16 protein-coding genes are annotated in these 16,950 nt (G+C 69.6%); 8 read left to right on the top strand and 8 right to left on the bottom strand.

The window, feature by feature from the left end:
* Positions 1 to 42 precede the first annotated feature (42 nt).
* Positions 43 to 1,284, top strand: a complete 1,242-nt coding sequence (locus tag ITJ68_RS06540; RefSeq protein WP_194660477.1) for a glucose-1-phosphate adenylyltransferase — start codon at positions 43 to 45, stop codon at positions 1,282 to 1,284.
* 54 nt (positions 1,285 to 1,338) lie between these two features.
* Positions 1,339 to 1,977: a phosphoserine phosphatase SerB gene (gene serB, locus ITJ68_RS06535; protein ID WP_194660476.1), complete on the top strand. Its 639-nt coding sequence runs from the start codon at positions 1,339 to 1,341 to the stop codon at positions 1,975 to 1,977.
* 104 nt (positions 1,978 to 2,081) lie between these two features.
* Here the strand turns inward: serB and fabG are convergent, their stop codons facing one another.
* Complete coding sequence (gene fabG / locus ITJ68_RS06530) at positions 2,082 to 2,795, bottom strand: 3-oxoacyl-ACP reductase FabG (protein ID WP_194660475.1); 714 nt, start codon at positions 2,793 to 2,795, stop codon at positions 2,082 to 2,084.
* A gap of 177 nt (positions 2,796 to 2,972) precedes the next feature.
* On the opposite strand from fabG, the gene ITJ68_RS06525 reads away from it, so the two are divergent.
* Genes ITJ68_RS06525 through ITJ68_RS06515 form a run of 3 tightly spaced genes read left to right on the top strand, consistent with a single transcriptional unit; the run spans position 2,973 to position 4,710 of the window.
* A complete protein-coding gene (locus tag ITJ68_RS06525; protein ID WP_194660474.1) occupies positions 2,973 to 3,404 on the top strand; it encodes a DUF3099 domain-containing protein in 432 nt (143 codons plus the stop codon).
* Complete coding sequence (locus tag ITJ68_RS19715) at positions 3,404 to 3,739, top strand: hypothetical protein (RefSeq protein ID WP_416354638.1); 336 nt, start codon at positions 3,404 to 3,406, stop codon at positions 3,737 to 3,739. Before ITJ68_RS06525 ends, ITJ68_RS19715 begins: the two co-directional genes overlap by 1 nt.
* Complete coding sequence (locus ITJ68_RS06515; protein WP_194660473.1) at positions 3,736 to 4,710, top strand: SURF1 family protein; 975 nt, start codon at positions 3,736 to 3,738, stop codon at positions 4,708 to 4,710. Before ITJ68_RS19715 ends, ITJ68_RS06515 begins: the two co-directional genes overlap by 4 nt.
* Positions 4,711 to 5,086: 376 nt before the next feature.
* Here ITJ68_RS06515 and ITJ68_RS06510 read toward each other — a convergent pair whose 3' ends face one another.
* Complete coding sequence (locus ITJ68_RS06510; RefSeq protein WP_194660472.1) at positions 5,087 to 6,685, bottom strand: ABC-F family ATP-binding cassette domain-containing protein; 1,599 nt, start codon at positions 6,683 to 6,685, stop codon at positions 5,087 to 5,089.
* 115 nt (positions 6,686 to 6,800) lie between these two features.
* Here ITJ68_RS06510 and ITJ68_RS06505 point away from each other — a divergent pair, with 115 nt between their 5' ends.
* Complete coding sequence (locus ITJ68_RS06505; RefSeq protein ID WP_194660471.1) at positions 6,801 to 7,400, top strand: biotin transporter BioY; 600 nt, start codon at positions 6,801 to 6,803, stop codon at positions 7,398 to 7,400.
* Positions 7,401 to 7,738: 338 nt separating this feature from the next.
* Here ITJ68_RS06505 and ITJ68_RS06500 read toward each other — a convergent pair whose 3' ends face one another.
* The 5 genes from ITJ68_RS06500 to sufB form a co-directional block, all read right to left on the bottom strand.
* Positions 7,739 to 8,068 (bottom strand): metal-sulfur cluster assembly factor, encoded by a 330-nt coding sequence (locus ITJ68_RS06500; protein ID WP_123653503.1) that lies wholly within the window; start codon positions 8,066 to 8,068, stop codon positions 7,739 to 7,741.
* Complete coding sequence (gene sufC / locus ITJ68_RS06495) at positions 8,068 to 8,841, bottom strand: Fe-S cluster assembly ATPase SufC (protein WP_194660470.1); 774 nt, start codon at positions 8,839 to 8,841, stop codon at positions 8,068 to 8,070. Before sufC ends, ITJ68_RS06500 begins: the two co-directional genes overlap by 1 nt.
* Positions 8,842 to 8,926: 85 nt before the next feature.
* Positions 8,927 to 9,253 (bottom strand): non-heme iron oxygenase ferredoxin subunit, encoded by a 327-nt coding sequence (locus ITJ68_RS06490; protein WP_194660469.1) that lies wholly within the window; start codon positions 9,251 to 9,253, stop codon positions 8,927 to 8,929.
* A complete protein-coding gene (gene sufD / locus ITJ68_RS06485) occupies positions 9,253 to 10,545 on the bottom strand; it encodes a Fe-S cluster assembly protein SufD (RefSeq protein WP_194660468.1) in 1,293 nt (430 codons plus the stop codon). Before sufD ends, ITJ68_RS06490 begins: the two co-directional genes overlap by 1 nt.
* Positions 10,546 to 11,964 carry a Fe-S cluster assembly protein SufB gene (gene sufB, locus ITJ68_RS06480; RefSeq protein WP_194660467.1) on the bottom strand — a complete coding sequence of 473 codons (1,419 nt, stop codon included), beginning with the start codon at positions 11,962 to 11,964 and terminating at the stop codon, positions 10,546 to 10,548.
* A gap of 263 nt (positions 11,965 to 12,227) precedes the next feature.
* Here sufB and ITJ68_RS06475 point away from each other — a divergent pair, with 263 nt between their 5' ends.
* A complete protein-coding gene (locus tag ITJ68_RS06475; RefSeq protein WP_194660466.1) occupies positions 12,228 to 13,199 on the top strand; it encodes a COX15/CtaA family protein in 972 nt (323 codons plus the stop codon).
* A 275-nt stretch (positions 13,200 to 13,474) separates the two neighbouring features.
* Here the strand turns inward: ITJ68_RS06475 and ITJ68_RS06470 are convergent, their stop codons facing one another.
* Positions 13,475 to 14,398: a heme o synthase gene (locus ITJ68_RS06470; RefSeq protein WP_194660465.1), complete on the bottom strand. Its 924-nt coding sequence runs from the start codon at positions 14,396 to 14,398 to the stop codon at positions 13,475 to 13,477.
* Positions 14,399 to 14,787: 389 nt separating this feature from the next.
* Here ITJ68_RS06470 and tkt point away from each other — a divergent pair, with 389 nt between their 5' ends.
* The gene (tkt, locus tag ITJ68_RS06465) at positions 14,788 to 16,884 is read left to right on the top strand and encodes a transketolase (protein WP_194660464.1); all 2,097 of its coding nucleotides are present in this window, start codon (positions 14,788 to 14,790) and stop codon (positions 16,882 to 16,884) included.
* The last annotated feature ends 66 nt before the right edge of the window (positions 16,885 to 16,950 follow it).

Raw genomic sequence — 16,950 nt, 5'->3', positions numbered from 1 at the left:
CAACGTAACGGGTTCCCAGTGCGCTCGCCTACTGTGAACCCCATGCCATCGAAGAAGATATTCGGGATCGTCCTCGCCGGGGGCGAAGGGAAACGGCTCATGCCGCTCACCGCCGACCGCGCAAAGCCTGCCGTCCCGTTCGGTGGCAACTTCCGCCTCGTCGACTTCGCGCTCTCGAACCTGGTGAACTCCGGGTTGCAGAAGATCGTCGTCCTGACGCAGTACAAGTCCCACAGCCTGGACCGCCACGTGGCGGAGACCTGGCGCATGGAGGGCCTGCTCGGGTCCTACGTGGCGTCCGTCCCCGCGCAGCAGCGACTCGGCAAGCGCTGGTTCGCCGGCTCGGCCGACGCGATCCTGCAGTCGCTCAACCTGCTCCGTGACGAGCGTCCGGACATCGTCGTCGTCGTCGGTGCCGACCATGTGTACCGGATGGACTTCTCCCAGATGGTGGAGGCCCACATCGCCTCCGGCCGCAGCGCCACCGTCGCCGCGATCCGGCAGCCGATCGCCCTCGCCGACCAGTTCGGCGTCATCAAGGTGGACGACGACGACCCCACGCGCATCGAGGCCTTCCTCGAGAAGCCGAAGGACGCCACCGGCCTGCCCGACTCCCCCGGCGAGATCCTCGCGTCGATGGGCAACTACGTCTTCGACGCCGACGCGCTCGTCGACGCCGTGCTCCGCGACGGCCAGGTCGAGACCTCGGCGCACGACATGGGCGGCGACATCGTCCCCGACTTCGTGGCCCGCGGCGACGCCGGCGTGTACGACCTGCAGCGCAACGAGGTGCCCGGGTCGAACGACCGTGACAAGTACTACTGGCGCGACGTGGGGACGATCGACTCGTTCTACGACGCCCACATGGACCTCATCGCCCCGGTGCCGGTCTTCAACCTGTACAACACGGACTGGCCGATCTTCAACCAGCAGACGAACCTGCCCCCGGCGAAGTTCGTCCGCGACGCGAACGGCAACACCGGTGCGACGGTCGACTCGATCGTGTCGCTCGGCTGCCTGATGTCGGGCGCCCAGCTCGAGCGCAGCGTCATCGGTCCCTGGTGCACGGCCGACTCCGGGGCGAAGGTCCTCGACTCGATCGTCTTCGAGCGGGCGACCATCGGTGCCGGTGCCGTCGTGAACCGGGCGATCCTGGACAAGGACGTCGTGCTCGCTCCCGGCGCCCGGGTGGGTGTCGACCGCGAGGCCGACGTCGCCCGCGGCTTCACCGTGACCGAGTCGGGCATCACCGTGGTCGGCAAGGGCGTCCGCGTCGAGGCCTAGCCCCGGCGAGGACCCCCGGCGTAACGAGGTGCGCGGCACCGCTACCGTGGTGGCGTGCCGCGCTTCCTCGTCGTCCTCGATGCCGACTCCACCCTGCTCGAGGACGAGGTCATCGAACTGCTCGCCGAGTCGGCGGGGACCCGACCACAGGTCGAGGCGGTCACGCAGCGCGCCATGCGCGGCGAGATCGACTTCACCGAGAGCCTCCGGGAGCGGGTCGCGACCCTGGCGGGCCTCCCGTCCGACGTCGTCGTGCAGGCACAGCGGGCGGTCCGCGTGACGCGGGGTGCCGACGACCTGGTCCGCGGCGTCCACGCGGCCGGTGGGACCGTCGGCGTCGTGTCCGGCGGGTTCCACGAGGTGCTCGACCCGTTCGCCGCAGCGCTCGGGCTCGACCACTGCCAGGCCAACCGACTCGAGGTTGTGGACGGCGTCCTCACCGGGCAGGTCCTCGGCGACGTCGTCGACGCGCACGCCAAGGCCGACGCGCTCCTGGCGTGGGCCGAGGCCGACGGCGTCCCGCTCACCCGCACCGTGGCGGTCGGCGACGGCGCGAACGACGTCGAGATGATGCGGGTCGCGGCGCTGTCCGTCGCGTTCGACGCGAAGCCGCGCGTGCGGGAGGCCGCCGACCTCGTCGTCGTGGACCGCGACCTCTCCGCCGTGCTGGCCGCGCTGGGCCTGCGCGGCTGACGCCGCCGGCCGGCCGCGTGCCCGGGTCTCGGCCCCCCGGACAGTTCCTGGGCGCCACGGCCCGCACGGTGTCCGCCCGGCCGAGTCTCGGCGACCGCCGCTGGCTAGTGGCCCATCCCGAGGCCGCCGTCCACCGGCACGACCGCGCCGGAGATGTACCCGGCGCCGTCCCCGGCGAGGAAGAGCGTGGCGTCCGCGACGTCGTCGACCGTGCCGTAGCGCGCCGCCGGGATCTGCTTCTTGAACTCGGCCTGCAGCTCCTCGGGCAGCGCGGCCGTCATGTCGGTCTGGATGAACCCGGGCGCGACCACGTTCGCCGTGATGCCGCGGGACCCGAGTTCCCGCGTGATCGACCGGGCCATGCCGACGAGCGCGGCCTTCGAGGACGCGTAGTTGACCTGCCCGACCTGTCCGTAGGCGCCGACGACGCTCGACATCAGCACGATGCGGCCGAACTTCGCGCGCATCATGCCCTTCGTGGCCCGCTTCACCACGCGGAACGTGCCGGTCAGGTTGGTGTCGATGACGCTCGTGAAGTCCTCCTCGCTCATGCGGAGCAGGAGACCGTCGTTCGTGATGCCGGCGTTCGCGACCAGGACCTCGACGGGTCCGAGCGCGTTCTCGACCTCGGTGAACGCGGCGTCGACCGAGGCGGTGTCCGTGATGTCGGCCTGCACCGTCAGCGCACCCTCGGGACCGCCCTGGCCGTTCCGGGAGGTGACCGCGACCCGGTGTCCGGCGGCGACGAACCGCTCGGCGAGGGCGTTGCCGATGCCGCGGTTGCCGCCGGTGATGAGGACGGTACGGGGGGTGGTCATGGGCGCTCCGTTCGGTGGTGTGCTCGGGGTGCACGGCGTTGCCTGCGAGGGCGCACGGACGACGCTCCGCCCGACACGCCCGCACGAGCCTACCCGGGCACACACGGCCCCAGATCGCGCGGTCAAGTGTCGGTGGCCGGGCTTAGGCTGGTGTGTGGGCAGACGGAGAACGAAGGCATGAAGACGACGCGTACGACGCAGAGCATCACGGCACTTCCGAAGTCACCGACGCGTGACCGGCACCACCGTCTGTCGCGCTACATCTGGCAGATGGCCGTCCGCGTGTTCCTGTTCGTCGGGGCCGTGCTCGTCTACACGGTCTGGCACAACCCGATCCTCGCGATCATCCCGATCGTGCTCGCCGGCGTCATCCCCTGGATCGCCGTCGTCATCGCGAACGCGGGCAGTCACGTCGAGTCCGACGCGATCGCCCCGGCCGGTGCCCTCGTGCGCGCCGCCGACTACGACCCGGCACTCCGCCAGCAGCAGGAGGACGCCCGCGCGCAGGCCTACCGCGACGAGCAGGAACGCCTGCGCCAGTCGGCGCAGCACGCGCAAGAGGAATGGCAGCGCAACGGCGACCGGTCCCGCATGTGGGGCCACCGCTGATGGGTGCGACCTTCGACCTGTTCACCGAGCCGGGCTCCACGCCCGTGTGCTCCCGCGCCGGGTGCTCCACCGCCGCGAGCTGGCGCGTCAACTGGCGGAACCCGCGCATCCACCCGCTCGACCGCGTGAAGATCTGGGCGGCGTGCGACGAGCACTGCGACTTCCTCGCCGGGTACCTGCGGTCCCGTACCTTCCCCGTCAAGGTCACCGGCATCGACGAGGACGTCGACCAGCTGGACGACTCCCACCGCCCCGACGCCGTCCAGCACGGCGCACTCCACGGCGGCCCGAAGAACGACGTGGGTGAACGGACCCGCTCGGCGAACGAGCGATGACCGACGACTTCGACCCGCAGTCGCGCTACGGCCGGAAGCACGCCGAGCGCATCCGTCAGGCGACGGCTCGGGAACGTGCCGCCGAGGTCGAGACCGCCGTGCACGACCCCGACGAGCCCTTCGTCGGCTGGCACTTCGTCCGGAGCCGTCGTTGGCTCGGGTACTTCGCGATCGCCGTGGCCTTCGCGATCCTCTGCACGCTGTTCGGCATGTGGCAGTGGGACCGCCGGAACGAGGCCGTCCGCGAGAACCTGCAGATCGCCACGAACTACGACCACACCCCGGTCGCCGTGCAGGACGCCCTCCCCCGGGCCTCCAGCTGGACGAACGACCAGACCTGGCTCCGCGTCACCGCCACCGGGCGCTACGACACCGACGACCAGCTCCTCGTCCGGAACCGCGTCCACAACGGCCAGCCCGGCTTCGAGGTCCTGACGCCGCTCGTCACCGCCGACGGGCGCGCGTTCATCGTCGACCGCGGGTGGGTGCCCACCGGCAACCGGCAGGACGCCCCAGACCACGTGCCCGCTCCCCCGTCGGGGCAGGTCACCGTCACGGCTCGGCTGCAGCAGTCCGAACCACGCATCCCCGGCCGGACCGACCCGGCCCACACCGACCAGGTCCAGTCCGTCACGCTCACGGACGTGGCCGCGAAGACCGAGGCCCCCATCTGGACCGGGGCGTACGGGCAGCTCGCGTCCGAGTCCCCCGCGCCGACCGAGGCCCGTCCCCTCGGCTGGGACCGCCCGAGCGCCGACACCGGGCTGCACCTGAGCTACTTCATCCAGTGGTTCATGTTCGCCGCGGGAGGCTTCGGGTTCCTGGCGTACCTGATGGTGCAGGAGTACCGGAACCTCAACCAGGACGACCCCGAGGAGCGCGAGCGCGCCCTCGAGCGGCAGCGCCGCAAGGACGCCAAGCCGAAGACGGACGCGGACATCGAGGACGAGCTCCTCGAGTCACGTCGCTGACCCACCCGACTGGTCGCGCCGTCGCGCCGGTCGTTCGCCGAGTGGTCTTGGTCTGTCGGTCAGCACGGCACGGGTCGACGATCCTCGCCCGCTCGGCGACGGTGAGCGGGCTGTCGTGACCGGTCTGACGGCGGACGGGAGGCCCGTGACGGCGTCGCCACGGGCCTCCCGTCCGCCGTCGGACCGAGACGGCACGGAAGCGGCACCGTCCACTGGTCAGGACACCCCGACGGCGCTCCATCCAGCGGTCACGACTCGTCGGTGGTCGCGCTGAGAACAGACGAACGGTGACCGATCGACGGACGTGAGCGGGATGTCGTGGCCGGTCACGGGAACGCGCCTGAGCCGGTCAGCGCCCGGCAGCCGCCTGCGCGGGCTAGGCGAGCTCGATGAGCTCCGCGTAGTCCTTGTTCCAGTGGTCCTCGGTGCCGTCCGGGAGGAGCAGGACGCGCTCCGGGTTGAGGGCCTCGACCGCGCCGGCGTCGTGGGACACGAGGACGACGGCCCCCTCGAAGTTCGCCAGGGCACTGAGGATCTCCTCGCGCGACGCGGGGTCCAGGTTGTTCGTGGGCTCGTCGAGCAGCAACACGTTCGCGCCCGACACGACGATCATCGCGAGTGACAGGCGGGTCTTCTCGCCACCGGAGAGCACGCCGGCCTTCTTGTAGCCGTCGTCGCCGGTGAACAGGAACGACCCGAGGACGCGGCGGGCCTCGGTCTCGTTGAGGTCGGTCGACGCGGAGACCATGTTCTCGATCACGGTGCGGTTGACGTCGATGTTCTCGTGCTCCTGCGCGTAGTACCCGATGCGCAGGCCGTGACCGGGCAGGATCGCGCCGGTGTCCGGAGCGTCGGCGCCCGCGAGGATGCGGAGCAGCGTCGTCTTGCCCGCGCCGTTGAAGCCCAGGATGACGACGCGGGAACCACGGTCGATCGCCAGGTCGACGCCCGCGAAGATCTCGAGCGACCCGTAGGACTTCGACAGTCCCTCGGCCATCAGCGGCGTGCGGCCACAGGGGGCCGGTGTGGGGAAGCGGATCTTCGCGACGCGGTCGGCGACGCGCTCGTCCTCGAGGCCTGCGAGCAGCTTGTCGGCACGCGCGACCATCTGGTGCGCGGCAGCGGCCTTCGACGCCTTCGCACCGAAGCGCGCGGCCTGGTCCTTCAGCGTGGCGGCCTTCTTCTCGGCGCCGGCACGCTCCTTGCGGCGGCGCTCCTCGTCGGCGACGCGCTGCCGCTGGTACAGCTTCCAGCCCATGTTGTAGATGTCGATGGTCTGGCGGTTGGCGTCGAGGTAGAAGACGCGGTTGACGACCTCGTCGACGAGCTCGACGTCGTGGGAGATCACGATGACGCCGCCGGGGTAGGTCTTCAGGTGCTCGCGGAGCCAGACGACCGAGTCGGCGTCGAGGTGGTTGGTCGGCTCGTCGAGGATCATCGTCTCGGCGTCGGAGAACAGGATGCGCGCGAGCTCGATGCGTCGGCGCTGACCACCCGAGAGCGTCTTGAGCTGCTGGTCGAGGATGCGGTCGGGCAGCTTGAGGTTCGACGCGATGGACGCCGCCTCGGCCTCGGCGGCGTAGCCACCGAGCGCGTTGAACTGGTCGTCGAGCCGGGAGTACCGGCGCATCGCCTTCTCGGCGACGGCGGTGTCCGCACTCGCCATGTCGAGCGTGGCCTGGCGGATGCCCTCCACCAGCTCACCGAGCCCACGGGCGTCGAGGATGCGCTTGCGTGCGGTGTCCTCCGGGTTGCCCGAGCGGGGGTCCTGCGGCAGGTAGCCGATCTCGCCGGTGCGGTCGATCTTGCCGTCGGTCGGCGGCTGTTCGCCCGCCAGGGCCTTGGTCATCGTCGTCTTGCCGGCGCCGTTGCGGCCGACCAGCCCGATCTTGTCGCCCTTCTCCACACGGAAGGACACGTTCTCCATCAGGAGGCGAGCCCCGACGCGGATCTCGAGTTCGTGCACGGCAAGCACAGTGGTGGTCCAATCAGTTGGTGGTTGTGCACAACGGTGTGTGCGGGAGGTTCACCGCTACGCTGACGGGACCGACAGTCCCGAAGGGGACCAGCAGTCCATTCTAGGAGAATCCATGACGAACGCCACCGGGTTCGCTCCCCGCGCAGTCCTCGCCGACCGTCTTCGGACGCACGGGCTGGCCACCGATGCCGCCCTCGTCGCCGGCGGCGCCCTGTTCACGGCCGCGATGGCCCAGCTCGAGGTCCCGATGTGGCCGGTCCCGATCACCGGTCAGACCCTCGCCGTCGTGCTCGTCGGCGCGACCCTCGGAGCCCGCCGCGGTGTCCTCTCGATGCTCGTGTACGCCATCGTCGGCCTCGCCGGTGCCCCGTTCTTCGCCGGCATGTCCGGTGGCCTGCACATGCTGAGCGTCCCGAGCTTCGGGTACGTCATCGGCTTCATCCCGGCCGCCGGCGTCATCGGATGGCTCGCTCGCCGCAACTGGGACCGCAAGGTCGGGCGCGCCGTCGTCGCGTTCACCCTCGCCAGCGCGATCCCGTTCGTCACGGGTCTGCCGTACCTGGCACTGACGCTCGGAGCCCTGGGCCTGCCGAACGACCTGCAGGCGGTGCTGTCCGCCGGCCTGTACCCGTTCATCGTGGGCGGCGTCGTGAAGGCGCTCATCGCCGCCGGCATCGTCCCGCTCGTGTGGAGCCTGCTCCGCCGCCGCTGAGCTCGCCCGTTCCGCACGAGGGCCCCGTACCGCTGGTACGGGGCCCTCGTGCGTCGGAGCCTGCGGCGGCTGCGACTGCGTGTGCGTGTGCGTGTGCGTGTGCGTGTGCGTCTGCGTCGCGTCTGCGACGACCGGTCATGACACCCCGACAGCAGCGCGCCGACGGGTCGCGGAACGTCGGCGGACGGACGCAGAGGCGACGATCCCTGACCATCCGACGAACGTGAACGGGGAGTCGCGACCGGTGGAGCGCGTCGCCCCTGCGCGCGATCGGCCAACACGAACGGGAGGCCCCGTGCCAGCTGGCAGGGGGCCTCCTGTTCGTCGTCGGGTCGCTACTAGATCGAGAACCCGAGGGCGCGCATCATCTCGCGCCCGTCGTCGGTGATGCGGTCCGGGCCCCACGGCGGCATCCAGACCCAGTTGATGCGGAAGGCGTCGACGATGCCGTCGAGCGCGTTCGCGGTGTCACCCTCGATGACGTCGGTCAGGGGGCAGCCCGCGCTCGTCAGCGTCATGCTGATGATGAGCGCCGAGGCCTCGTCGTCCCAGGCGAGGTCGTAGATGAGCCCGAGGTCGACGATGTTGACGCCGAGTTCCGGGTCCTGGACCTCTTTGAGGCCCTCGACGACCTCGTCGAACTTCTCCGGTGCGAGTGTGGTGATCATCAGTTCCCCGCTGCTGCGGCTGCGGCCTGCACGTAGCGGTCGTAGCCCTCGTTCTCGAGACGGTCGGCCAGCTCCGGGCCGCCCTGCTCCGCGACCTTGCCCGCGACGAACACGTGGACGAAGTCCGGCGTGATGTAGCGGAGGATGCGCGTGTAGTGCGTGATGAGCAGCACGCCCAGGCCGGTCGCGGCCTTGGCGCGGTTGACGCCCTCGGACACGATCTTCAGCGCGTCGACGTCGAGGCCGGAGTCGGTCTCGTCGAGGACGGCGAACTTCGGCTTGAGGAGCTCGAGCTGCATGATCTCGTGGCGCTTCTTCTCGCCGCCGGAGAAGCCCTCGTTGACGTTGCGCTCGGCGAACGACGGGTCCATCTTCAGGTCCGCCATCGACGAGCGGAGGTCCTTGACCCAGCCGCGCAGCGCGGGGGCCTCGCCGTCGATCGCCGTCTTGGCGGTGCGGAGGAAGTTCGAGACGGTCACTCCGGGGATCTCGACCGGGTACTGCATCGCGAGGAACATGCCGGCGCGGGCACGCTCGTCGACGCTCATCGCGAGGACGTCCTGGCCGTCGAGGGTGATCGAGCCACCGACGACGTGGTAGCGGGGGTGCCCGGCGATCGTGTAGGCGAGAGTCGACTTGCCCGAGCCGTTCGGCCCCATGATCGCGTGGATCTCACCCTCGTTGATGGTGAGGTCGACGCCCTTCAGGATCTCCTTGACACCCTGGTCGGTGTCGATCGAGACCTTGAGGTCGCGGATTTCGAGAGTGGACATTGCGTTCCTTCGGTTGCAGCTGGGGTGCGGCGTCAGCCGCGGGAGGAGTGTGGGGGTCAGGCGCAGCCGGCCGGGGCCGGTCGGTTCAGTCGACGGGGACCGGGTCCTGCACGTCGACGTAGACGTCGCCGTCGCGGACCTCGACCCGGAAGACCGGCACGGGCTCGTACGCGGGGAAGTTCTTGGGCTTGCCGGTCGTCAGCGAGAACTGCGAACCGTGTGCCCAGCACTCCAGCGAGTCACCCTCGACGAAGCCCTCGGCCAACGAGATCTCCCCGTGGGTGCAAGTGTCCCCGATGGCGTGCACGACGCCGGCGGAGTCCTTCACGATGGCGACCGGGGTGCCGTCGACGACGACCCGCATGGGGCTGTCCACGGCGATGTCGCCCTCGGCGCAGACCTTCTCGGCCATCAGACCGAGGTCTCGGTGAGGGAGGCGTCGGCGATCGGCGCGGCGAGGACGGTCTTGCCCTCGAGGAGCTCCTGCTCGACCGCGGCGACGAGGCGTTCCTCGAGCTCGGGCGCGCCGATCTTCTGGATGACCTCGACGAGGAAGCCGAGCACGACCAGTCGGCGGGCCTCTTCCTCGGGGATGCCGCGGGCCTGCAGGTAGAACAGCTGCTCGTCGTCGAAGCGTCCGGTCGCGCTCGCGTGACCGGCACCGGCGATGTCGCCGGTCTCGATCTCGAGGTTCGGGATGCTGTCGGCGCGCGTGCCGTCCGTCAGGACCAGGTTGCGGTTCTGCTCGTAGGAGTCCGTGCCCGGAGCCGTGCGGCCGATGAGCACGTCACCGATCCAGACGGTGTGCGCTCCGGCCCCCTGCAGTGCGCCCTTGTAGTTGACGCGGCTACGGGAGTTCGGGGCGTCGTGGTTCACGTACACCTGCTGCTCGATGTACTGCCCGGCGTCGGCGAAGTACACGCCGTACATCTCGACGTCGGCGCCCTGCGCACCGAGGTGCGTCGACGGGTTCACGCGGACGACGTCGCCGCCGAGCGAAACCACGACGTGCTTGAGGAAGGCGTCACGGCCGACCTCGGCGAAGTGCGTCGAGACGTGCACGGCGTCGTCGTCCCAGTCCTGGACCGTCACGACGGTGAGACGTGCGTTGTCCTTGACGACGATCTCGACGTTCTCCGAGAGGAGCGCGGAACCGCGGTTGTCGATGACGACGATGCCCTGCGCGTTCGGCTCGGCCGTGATGACCGTGTGTGCCGCCCGCGGCTGACGCCCGAAGTCCGAGCGCGTGATCGCGATCGACTCGTGCGCGTCCGTCGCCTTCACGGTGACCGCGAGGACGGCGTCACGCGCAGTCCAGGCTGCAGCCGCTGCCCGGTCCTCCGGCAGCCCGGCAGTGCCGACACGCGGGTCGTCGCTGCGACCCCACTCGATGTCGGCGCCGTCGGTCTGGGTCGCGAGGAAGGGGTAGGCCGAGCCGTCGAGACCGGGCGCGAGCAGCGGCGCGATCTTGTCGAGCGGCGCGAACTTCCAGTTGACCTCACGGCCGGTGACCGCGGCGAAGGCGTCGATGTCACCCGACTGCGGGCGCTCCGAACGGGTCTGCACCGGGACCTTGGAGTCCCAGGCGCCGTCGGAGTGGGCCCGCGCGCCATGCTGTTCCTGACCGGCACCGCGCTCGGTCCCCGTGGGGGCAGCAGGCTCGATCGGCTGGTCGATTCGGGGGGTGGGGGTGGAGCTCGACATCTAGCCGACGGATCCTTCCATGCTCATCTCGATGAGCTTGTTGAGTTCGAGCGCGTACTCCATCGGGAGCTCGCGGGCGATGGGCTCGATGAAGCCACGGACGATCATCGCCATGGCCTCGTCCTCTGCCATGCCGCGCGACATGAGGTAGAACAGCTGCTCCTCGCTCACGCGGGAGACCGTGGCCTCGTGGCCGAGCTGGACGTCGTCGACGCGGATGTCGATCGCCGGGTAGGTGTCCGAGCGCGAGACGGTGTCGACGAGCAGCGCGTCGCAGCGGACCGTGTTCGCCGAGTGGTGCGCGTTCGGGTCGACGCGGACCTCGCCGCGGTAGCCGGCGCGGCCACCGCCACGGGCGATCGACTTCGACACGATGGAGGACGTCGTGTACGGCGCCATGTGGATCATCTTCGCGCCGGCGTCCTGGTGCTGACCGGGGCCCGCGAAGGCGACGGAGAGCGTCTCGCCCGTGGCGTGCTCACCCGCGAGGTAGATCGACGGGTACTTCATCGTCACCTTGGAGCCGATGTTGCCGTCGATCCACTCCATCGTCGCGCCTTCGTGCGCGATCGCACGCTTGGTGACGAGGTTGTAGACGTTGTTCGACCAGTTCTGGATCGTCGTGTAGCGAACGCGGGCGTTCTTCTTCACGATGATCTCGACGACGGCCGAGTGCAGGGAGTCCGACTTGTAGATCGGGGCGGTGCAGCCCTCGATGTAGTGGACGTAGGAGTCCTCGTCGGCGATGATCAGCGTCCGCTCGAACTGCCCCATGTTCTCGGTGTTGATCCGGAAGTAGGCCTGCAGCGGGATCTCGACGTGGACGCCCTTGGGGACGTAGACGAAGGAGCCGCCGGACCAGACAGCCGTGTTCAGCGCGGCGAACTTGTTGTCACCGGCGGGGATGACGGTGCCGAAGTACTCCTGGAAGAGCTCCGGGTGCTCGCGCAGCGCGGTGTCAGTGTCCATGAAGATGACGCCCTGCTGCTCAAGGTCCTCGCGGATCTGGTGGTAGACGACCTCGGACTCGTACTGCGCGGCCACGCCGGCGACGAGGCGCTGGCGCTCGGCCTCGGGGATGCCGAGCTTCTCGTACGTGGAGCGGATGTCCTCGGGCAGGTCTTCCCACGACTGGGCCTGCTTCTCCGTGGAGCGCACGAAGTACTTGATGTTGTCGAAGTCGATCCCGGTGAGGTCGGCGCCCCACGTCGGCATCGGCTTGCGGTCGAACAGCTGGAGCCCCTTGAGACGGTTCTTCAGCATCCACTCGGGTTCGGCCTTGAGGTTCGAGATGTCGGTGACGACCTCGTCCGAGACACCGCGACGGGCGGAGGCACCGGCGGAGTCGGAGTCGGACCAACCGAACTCGTACTGGCCGAGCCCCTCGAGCTCCGGACGGTCGATGAGCACGTCGGACATGATCTCCTCGTTTCCTTCTCGCGGCAGTTCCCTGGTGGCAACCGGCGGCTGCCGGTCACCATTCCATCGCGGACCACCGACAGGACGAACCCGTCGACGGTGGTCACGCAGCTGCTGCCTCGCAACGTCATGGTCCCACGCAGTCCTGGGTGTGATCGGCGATCTCGGCCCATTCGGAGCCGGCGCCTGCCTAGACTTGACTGCTGCTGAACCCTCGAATCCTACAGGCCCGCAGCGCGGAACAACAGGAAGGCACCACCCTCGTGACTCGCGTCGCATCCCCCGTCGACCAGGACGTCCGCACACGGTGGTGGGCACTGCCCCGGGTCGTCGACCCTCGCGTGGTCGTCCTCGCCTGGGCGTCCTTCGTGGTGGAGGTCGTGCTCATCGGCACCGGTGGCCTCGTCCGCCTGACCGCGTCGGGGCTCGGATGCCCCACCTGGCCGCGATGCACGGCCGACTCGCTCGTCTCCACCCCCGAGATGGGCGTGCACGGGATCATCGAGTTCGGCAACCGTCTGCTGACGTTCGTGCTCGTCGTCGTGGCCATCGCGATGTTCCTCGCCGTGGTCCGGATGCGACGGACCCGACCCGAACTGTTCTGGCTGGCGTTCGCCCAGGGCGCAGCGATCCCCGTGCAGGCCGTCATCGGCGGTCTCAGCGTGCTGACGAACCTGAACCCCTACGTCGTCGGCCTGCACTTCGTGGTCTCGATGGCGCTCACCGCGATCACCGCCACGCTGGTCCACCGCGCGATGAACGGGCCCCGCCTGGCGCGTCGCCTCGTGCCGAACTGGTACGTCGGCGTGGTCCGCGGCACGATCGCGGCGACCGCCGTCACCGTGCTCCTCGGCATCCTGACCACGGGCAGCGGCCCGCACGCGGGTGCCGACGAAGCCGTCGACGGCGGCCGCCTGCACCGCACGGGCCTCGACCCGGCGGTCCTGCAGCACGTGCACGCCGTTCCCGCGTACGTCCTCTTCGCGCTCACCCTCGTGTTGGTGGTCGGCGCCGTCCGGCTGCAGCTGTCGAGCAAGTGGGCGCTCCTGCTGCTCGTCGTCGAGTTCGTGCAGATCGCCGTCGGGCTGACCCAGGCCCGCACGGCACTGCCCGTCGGGCTCGTCGGGACGCACATGGTGCTCGCCGGACTGCTCGTCGGTGCCGTCACCGTGGTCACGCTGTCCACGAGGGCGACCGCGGGACGATCCGCCACGCGCCAGCCCGTCTCGCGCTGAGGCCGGGACGCCCGCCCCGGGACACCGCTGTCTCGCAGTCCCGCAGCGCGCACCGCACCACGCACCGCTCCACAGCGCGCACCGCACCACGCACCGCTCCGCACAACGCACCGCTCGGCACCACGCACCGGACGGGAGGCTCGGGCCGGGCCCCGTACGAGTCTCCCGTCCGGTGCGACTGACGGACTGCACCCCGGGAACGACGAAGTCGACGTCGTACGACGTCGACTTCGTCGTTCAGCGGCAGGAGCGGCCTGTGCGCGCCCGCCCCGCCCCTAGAAGCTGAAGACCTGCGGCAGCAGCGGGTCGATGCCGACGGCGATGAACAGCAGCGTCAGGTACGTGATCGAGCTGTGGAAGACCCGCATCGGGTGCACGTGCTCGACGTGCTGGATGGCCCGCGTGTAGAGCTTGTGCGACTCGACGACGAACCAGATGCCGCCGGCCAGCGCGACGACCGTGTAGAGGGGCCCCATGTGCGCGACGGGGATGAGCAGCAGCGAGCAGACGAGCGTGGCCCAGGCGTAGAGCACGACCTGCAGCCCGACCACCGTGCGACCCCGGACCACGGCGAGCATCGGCACGGCAGCGGCGTCGTAGTCGTCGCGGTACTTCATCGACAGCGGCCAGTAGTGCGGCGGCGTCCACAGGAAGATCACCATGAAGAGGATGACCGGCGCCCAGGTCAGCGACCCGGTGACGGCGGCCCAGCCGATGAGCACGGGCATGCAGCCGGCAGACCCGCCCCAGACGATGTTCTGCGGCGTGCGGCGCTTGAGCCACAGCGTGTAGACGAAGACGTAGATCAGGATCGCGGCGACGCTGAGCGCGGCGGCGAGCCAGTTCACCAGGAAGCCGAGGACCGCCGTCGACCCGATGCCGAGGATCCAGGAGAACACCAGGGCCTGGCGGTCGGTGAGCTCGCCGGTGACCAGCGGGCGGGTGCTGGTCCGCTTCATCAGGCGGTCGATGTCGCGGTCGATGTAGCAGTTGAAGGCCGACGCGGAACCGGCCGACATCGCACCACCGAGGAGCGTCCAGAACACGAGCCACAGGTCCGGCACCCCGCGCTGGGCGAGGAACATCGTCGGGGCGGTCGTGACGAGCAGCAGTTCCATGACGCGCGGCTTCGTCAACGAAACGTACGCCCGGACCTTGCGGGACAGCGTCGAGCGTCGCTCGATGTCGGGCCTGGTCACGGTGGCAGTCGGCAAGGGGACCTCAGTCTGTGTCGCTTCAGCTCGCACACTCGGTGGACGGCGTCCTCGGCGTCCGGGCGTGCGCTGACCCGGAATGTCCACGGGTCGCCTCCCACTTTACGCGATGCGACCGACGGAGCGGTGAACCCGAGCGACACGGCGACGTCCTCCGACCGCAGTTGTGAACAGTCGGGGTGACCTGGACACCTTCTGAGTGCCGGTTCACTATGCTGGAGGGGCCACCCGCAGTGTGCCCCGAAGACGTCGGCCCGCGAACGAGTCGGTCGGCCGCCGTTGACCGGCGACCTGACGGGGCGCCGGGTGGCCACCATGTCCGTGCGGTGGCACGAGCCCTCGCACACGTCGCATCAAGAAGGGTCAACATCCAAGTGGCTGAATTCACCTGGGACGCCATCGACAAGAAGGCCGTCGACACGGCGCGCGTACTCGCCGCCGACTCCGTCGAGGCAGCCGGCAACGGTCACCCCGGCACCGCGATGAGCCTCGCCCCGCTCGCACACCTCCTCTTCCAGAAGGTGATGCACCGCGACCCGAGCGACTCCACCTGGATCGGCCGCGACCGCTTCATCCTCTCCGCGGGTCACGCGTCCATCCTCCAGTACGTGCAGTTCTACCTGCACGGCTACGGTCTCGAGATCGATGACCTCCAGCACCTCCGCAAGTGGGGCTCGAAGACGCCGGGTCACCCGGAGTACGGCCACACGGACGGCGTGGAGATCACGACCGGCCCGCTCGGCCAGGGCCTCGCGTCCTCGGTCGGCTTCGCCTACGCGCAGCGCTTCGAGCGTGGCCTGTTCGACCCGGAGACCCCGGCCGGCCAGTCCCCCTTCGACCACTTCACCTACGTCATCGCCGGCGACGGCGACATGCAGGAGGGCGTGACGAACGAAGCGGGCTCGCTCGCCGGTCGTCAGCAGCTCGGCAACCTCATCGCGTTCTACGACTCGAACCAGATCTCGATCGAGGACAACACCGACATCGCCTTCTCGGAGAGCGTCCCGGAGCGGTACGAGGCCCTCGGCTGGCACGTCCAGATCGTGGACTGGAAGAAGACCGGCGAGTACTCCGAGGACGTCGAGGAGCTGTACGCAGCCGTCGAGGCCGCCAAGCAGGTCACCGACAAGCCGTCGCTCATCGTCCTCAAGACGATCATCGGCTGGCCGTCGCCGACCAAGCAGAACTCCGGCAAGATCCACGGCTCCGCGCTCGGCGCCGAGGAGATCAAGGGCCTGAAGGAGATCCTCGGCTTCGACACCGAGAAGACCTTCGAGGTCGCCCCGGAGGTCCTCGAGTACACCCGTGGCGCCGTCGCCAAGGGCCAGGCGCAGCACGCCGAGTGGCAGAAGTCCTTCGACGCGTGGGCCGCGGCCAACGCCGACAAGAAGGCGCTGCTCGACCGCATGAACGCCAAGGAGCTCCCCGAGGGCCTCGAGGCAGCACTCCCGGTGTTCAGCACCGAGAAGGCCGTCTCGACCCGCGCCGCCTCCGGCAAGGTCATCAACGCGATCGCGCCGCTCATGCCCGAGTTCTGGGGTGGGTCCGCCGACCTCGCCGAGTCGAACCTCACCACGATCGAGGGCGCCAAGTCCTTCGGTCCGGCCGAGGCATCGACGTCGACCTGGAGCACCGACCCGTTCGGCCGCGTGCTGCACTTCGGCATCCGCGAGCACGCGATGGGCTCGATCCTGAACGGCATCGTGCTGCACGGCAACACGCGTCCGTTCGGTGGCACGTTCCTGATCTTCAGCGACTACATGCGTCCGGCAGTCCGTCTCGCCGCGCTCATGAAGGCGCCGGCGATCTACGTCTGGACCCACGACTCCATCGCCCTGGGCGAGGACGGCCCGACGCACCAGCCGGTCGAGCAGCTCACGGCCCTCCGTGCGATCCCGGGTCTCGACGTCGTCCGTCCGGCCGACGCCAACGAGGTCGCGCACGCCTGGCTGACCATCCTCAAGCACACCGACCGCCCGGCCGGTCTGGCGCTCAGCCGCCAGAACCTCCCGGTGTTCGAGCGTGGCGAGGGCGACGCCTCCGGCGAGACGCTCGCGTCCGCCGCGAACGTCGCGAAGGGCGCGTACGTGCTCGCCGAGGCGCCGAACGGCACCCCGGACGTCATCCTCATCGGCTCCGGCTCCGAGGTCCAGATCGCGCTCGACGCCCGTGAGCAGCTCAAGGGCGAGGGCATCAACGCCCGCGTCGTGTCCGCTCCGTCGCTCGAGTGGTTCTTCGAGCAGGACGAGGCCTACCGCGAGTCGGTCCTCCCCGCCGCGATCAAGGCCCGCGTCTCGGTCGAGGCCGGCATCGGCATGAGCTGGCGCGACATCGTCGGTGACGCCGGCCGCAGCGTGTCGATCGAGCACTTCGGTGCCTCGGCCGACTACCAGAAGCTGTACGACGAGTTCGGCTTCACCACGGAGCACGTCCTCGCCGCGGCGAAGGAAACCATCGCAGCAGCGTCCTGAGTCACGAGGGCCGGGTCCGGATCACGGACCCGGCCCTTCCGACGGGAGGCCCGCAGCGGCTCCGCA

This window comes from Curtobacterium sp. VKM Ac-1395 (assembly GCF_015350975.1).
In the GTDB taxonomy this organism is placed as follows: domain Bacteria; phylum Actinomycetota; class Actinomycetes; order Actinomycetales; family Microbacteriaceae; genus Curtobacterium.
Note: the sequence above shows the minus strand (reverse complement) of the source record. Positions and strands in the feature narration are given on the sequence as shown.

What these genes read in the sequence shown, in the direction of transcription:
- ITJ68_RS06540 (WP_194660477.1), top strand. Translation starts at nt 43, where the DNA reads ATGCCATCGAAGAAGATATTCGGGATCGTCCTCGCCGGGGGCGAAGGG.
- fabG (WP_194660475.1), bottom strand. Translation starts at nt 2,795, where the DNA reads ATGACCACCCCCCGTACCGTCCTCATCACCGGCGGCAACCGCGGCATC.
- ITJ68_RS06525 (WP_194660474.1), top strand. Translation starts at nt 2,973, where the DNA reads ATGAAGACGACGCGTACGACGCAGAGCATCACGGCACTTCCGAAGTCA.
- ITJ68_RS19715 (WP_416354638.1), top strand. Translation starts at nt 3,404, where the DNA reads ATGGGTGCGACCTTCGACCTGTTCACCGAGCCGGGCTCCACGCCCGTG.
- ITJ68_RS06515 (WP_194660473.1), top strand. Translation starts at nt 3,736, where the DNA reads ATGACCGACGACTTCGACCCGCAGTCGCGCTACGGCCGGAAGCACGCC.
- ITJ68_RS06505 (WP_194660471.1), top strand. Translation starts at nt 6,801, where the DNA reads ATGACGAACGCCACCGGGTTCGCTCCCCGCGCAGTCCTCGCCGACCGT.
- ITJ68_RS06500 (WP_123653503.1), bottom strand. Translation starts at nt 8,068, where the DNA reads ATGATCACCACACTCGCACCGGAGAAGTTCGACGAGGTCGTCGAGGGC.
- sufC (WP_194660470.1), bottom strand. Translation starts at nt 8,841, where the DNA reads ATGTCCACTCTCGAAATCCGCGACCTCAAGGTCTCGATCGACACCGAC.
- ITJ68_RS06490 (WP_194660469.1), bottom strand. Translation starts at nt 9,253, where the DNA reads ATGGCCGAGAAGGTCTGCGCCGAGGGCGACATCGCCGTGGACAGCCCC.
- sufD (WP_194660468.1), bottom strand. Translation starts at nt 10,545, where the DNA reads ATGTCGAGCTCCACCCCCACCCCCCGAATCGACCAGCCGATCGAGCCT.
- sufB (WP_194660467.1), bottom strand. Translation starts at nt 11,964, where the DNA reads ATGTCCGACGTGCTCATCGACCGTCCGGAGCTCGAGGGGCTCGGCCAG.